The organism is Haloquadratum walsbyi J07HQW2 (assembly GCF_000415985.1).
GTDB classification, from domain to species: domain Archaea; phylum Halobacteriota; class Halobacteria; order Halobacteriales; family Haloferacaceae; genus Haloquadratum; species Haloquadratum walsbyi_B.
The window spans coordinates 2,222,979-2,226,834 of record NZ_KE356561.1 but is presented as its reverse complement, the minus strand read 5'-3'; the positions used below and the strand labels follow the sequence as shown (position 1 = coordinate 2,226,834).

Genomic DNA, 3,856 nt, shown 5'->3' with positions numbered 1-3,856 from the left:
GACAGATTCAGACTCAGTTTCGAGTGAGAGTGATCGACTTCAAGTTGATGCATTTGGACAGTCATTCGATAATCCCGTCGGTGTTGCTGCTGGGTTTGATAAAAACGCTGAACTACCGATCATCCTTGGGGCGCTTGGATTCGGACACGTGGAGGTAGGTGGGGTCACCGCCGTCTCACAACCAGGAAATGTGCGTCCCCGAATGTTTCGATTGGTAGATGATGAGGCATTGATTAACCGGATGGGACTAAACAATGATGGTGCAGACGTCATTGGTGAGCGATTATCCAATCGTCGACATAATATTGATCATTGTGGTCCCATTGGTGTCAATATTGCACTCTCAGAGTCAACGCCGATTCATGAGGCACCATCGGATTATCAATACACATATAAACAGATTGCAGCAGAAGCCGATTATGTTGCGGTCAATGTTTCATGTCCAAACAGTGAGGGTATGCAGGAGCTACAACAGCGCGATTCGCTTAGCAGGATTATGGATGCACTCACTACTGCTGGCGCAGAAACGTTGTTAGTAAAGCTTGCGCCGGAACTTTCAGATGGCGCGATTGAGGACGTTATCGATCTTGTTGAGATATTCGATCTTGATGGTGTGATCACAACCAACACGACCACCGAGCGTCCTGAGAGTCTTGACTCTACTGAGCAGATAGAGCGTGGAGGACTTTCGGGCGCACCAATTGAGGATCAAGCAACGAAATTGGTTCAGTTCGTTGCGAAGCGCACAGACGTGCCTATCATTGGTGTTGGCGGGGTAAGTAACGCAGCAGGCGCATACGCAAAGATTCGAGCGGGGGCATCTCTCGTGCAACTGTATACTGGATTGGTGTATCAGGGACCAACACTCGCTCGTGATATTAATACGGGATTACTCGAATTACTCGAGGCTGATGGATTCGACTCAGTCGAGTCGGCAATTGGTGCGGATTTATGAACCTGAGTAATCAATCTGGTATGAGACGAATGAAAAGCGAGCAATCGCAGTGGGGGATTTCGAATAGAAATAATCGGTTGCAGTTCAATTATGCTGGACGATGACAATCACATCCTCGGTGTCAAGATCGAGCATTTCGCCATCACCAGTATACTGCCGGCGTTTTTCGATATCGAACATCTCGGGATCAAGCGTCATCCCGGCCGCATGAAGATGACCGTCAACGACATGATACTCTCCCGACTCAATCGCTGTTTCGATATCTGAGACAGCATTGCCAAAGGCGGGACCAACAAGGGAATACTCAAGATCAACACCGGTGACGACAGATTCAATTGATGGACGCTCGGTGAGTGATTTAAGCGTTTCAATGTGCATAACATCTGCAATATCAGACTCAAATCCATCAATATCTCCCCAAACAAGCACCCGATCAAGTGTTGCATTCATTGAAAGTTGTGCGTTGCTTTTGTACTTTCGAAGCGCACCAACGACCGACATGGCTGCTTCGCCGGCGGCAACATCAGCATCGATGCCCAGTGGTTTCGGCCACGATTGACGGTGAATACTTGTAGTTGAGACGTCGTCTGTTTCAGAAACGGAGTGTGAGGCATACATATCGTGCCACAGTTCTTCGCTTGCGTGTGCAAGGATTGGGGCGAAAAGTTTGAGAAAGCGGCGATGTGCAACAGTCAACGTGTATGCAGCGGCGGGGTCACCAGTGTCTCCTTCCCGTATTCGCTGTTTTGCAATTTCAAGATAATCATCACAAAACGTATGCCAAAAGACGCTTCGAAGTCCATCTCGTGCTTTTGAGAACTCACGTGATTCGAACTTTTCAGTGAGTCGGTCGATTTCGCTGTCAATTCGAGCGAGGAGCCACCGGTCGATTGCCTCAAGATCGCCATAAGACATTGTTTCAGGGTCGGGTGCATCAGCAGTGAGGTCTTCAACGAGTTTTGATGCATTCCATAGTTTTCGAAGCAATTTCTCGCCGGCACGAATGCCTTTTTCAGAATATGGAAGATCATCACCTACTGCGGATCCGGCTGCCCAGTATCGCGCGGCATCGACTGGATATTCCGTAATCACCTCATCAGGAGCAATCACATTTCCTTTTGATTTCGACATTTTCTCACGATTTTCATCAAGAACCATTCCATTGATCATCACGCTGTCGAATGGAACGTCTCCAGTGTGCTCATAACACTTCACGACAGTGTGAAAGAGCCAAAAGGAAATGATGTCATGTCCCTGAGGGCGAATATTAAATGGGTACAGTGTTGAGTCCTCAAACTCGATAGTTTCGGTGTCATTATTCCAGTCCCATCCGGCGTTAATAAGTGGTGTGAGTGATGAGGTTGCCCACGTATCAAACACATCATTTTCAGGAGTGAAACTGTCGTGATTGCATGCAGGACATGATTCTACAGGAGGGTCATCACTGAGTGGGTCAACAGGTAATGATTCTTTTTCAGCAATGACAACATGCTCGCATGCATCGCAGTACCAAACAGGGAATGGAATCCCTGACGAGCGCTGTCGGGAGATAGCCCAATCCCATTGAAGTCCCTCAATCCAGTTTTTATACCGTGTGAACATTTTTTCGGGGTACCATTCCATTTCCCGACCTGCAGCGAGATACTCGTCTGTTTTATCGAGTAATTTGACGTACCATTGGTCTTTGACCAGGAATTCGATGTTCGTCCCGCAACGTTCATGAACATTCACTGTATGCGTGATTTCTCGCCGATCAAGAAGCGCACCGCTATCTGCAAGATCGGAAACAATCGACTCACGAGCTTCAGTCGAATCAAGACCGCTATATGAGCCCGCAACATCCGTCATTGTTCCTGATTCATCAATAGCGATGCGAAGATCAAGACCATGTGCCTGATACCACTCAATATCGGTTTGATCCCCAAAGGTGCAGCACATCACAATTCCTGATCCGGTCTCCATATCAACACGTTCGTCTGCAATTATTGGGACTGTCTGATCGAACAGAGGCACGCGGGCATCAGCACCAACGAGGTCTTGATTATCATCGTCGTCAGGATGAACGAAGATTGCAACACAAGCAGGGAGTAGCTCAGGACGCGTTGTTGATATTGTGAACGTATCTATAGGACGTTCAGAGGAAGACTCGCTTTCGTCGAGAAGTTCAAATGCAATGTCATGAAAATGACTTGGCTGTTCGTCATCTTCGGTTTCGACCTGTGAGATTGCTGTTTCACATTCGGGACACCAAATAGTTGGAGCGCGTTTACGATACTCGCGACCCTGTTCATACAGGTCAATGAAGGATAGTTGTGATGTTCGTTTAACATCCGGTGAGATTGTTTGATATGTTTGATTCCAGTCGATAGAGATACCCAACTGTTGCATTTTTTCGGTGAACTCAGATTCATACTGCTGGCACACCTCTCGGGTCATCTGCTGGAACTCACGGCGTTCATACTCTTGATGGCGGACGTTGAGTTCATCCTCGGCAAGTCGTTCAGAGGCAATCCCATTATCATCATATCCGAACGGGAAGAATACGTCTGAACCACGCATTCGTCTAAACCGCGCGACAAAGTCCTGCAGCGTAAATCCATAGACATGTCCCCAGTGAAGATTACCTGATACTGTCGGTGGTGGAGAGTCGATTGAAAATGCGGTGTCAGGGTCGGTTTCGGCATCCATATCTGATCCATCAGGCGTGTGTTCGCCGGATACCTCAGGCCTAGACGCCAAATGTGGGTCAAAGCTAGATTCAGAGGCACTAATGATGGGGGATCCATACGTATAGGTCTCTTCGTCGACCCAGCGATCTTGCCACTTTGTCTCGACAGCGTCGGGGTCGTATTCTCCGCTCGGCATTAGCTAACAATAATACCGGCGGGAGGCGTGTTAAGT

At 48.1% G+C, this 3,856-nt stretch carries 2 protein-coding genes and 1 other annotated feature (1 of these 3 running past the window's edge); of the genes, one reads left to right on the top strand and one right to left on the bottom strand.

Features of this window, described 5'->3' with window-relative positions; translation table 11 throughout:
- Positions 1-955 (top strand): quinone-dependent dihydroorotate dehydrogenase (locus J07HQW2_RS10415; RefSeq protein ID WP_021055462.1); only part of this gene is annotated, 955 nt, incomplete at its 5' end.
- A gap of 84 nt (positions 956-1,039) precedes the next feature.
- Here the strand turns inward: J07HQW2_RS10415 and J07HQW2_RS10410 are convergent.
- The gene (locus J07HQW2_RS10410) at positions 1,040-3,820 is read right to left on the bottom strand and encodes a valine--tRNA ligase (protein ID WP_021055461.1); all 2,781 of its coding nucleotides are present in this window, start codon (positions 3,818-3,820) and stop codon (positions 1,040-1,042) included.
- Positions 3,814-3,856: a sequence feature (23S ribosomal RNA rRNA prediction is too short), on the bottom strand; it runs 258 nt beyond the window's last position. (Overlaps the previous gene by 7 nt.)

Excerpts from the sequence above, each read along its gene's own strand:
- J07HQW2_RS10410 (WP_021055461.1), bottom strand. The coding sequence starts at position 3,820 with ATGCCGAGCGGAGAATACGACCCCGACGCTGTCGAGACAAAGTGGCAA.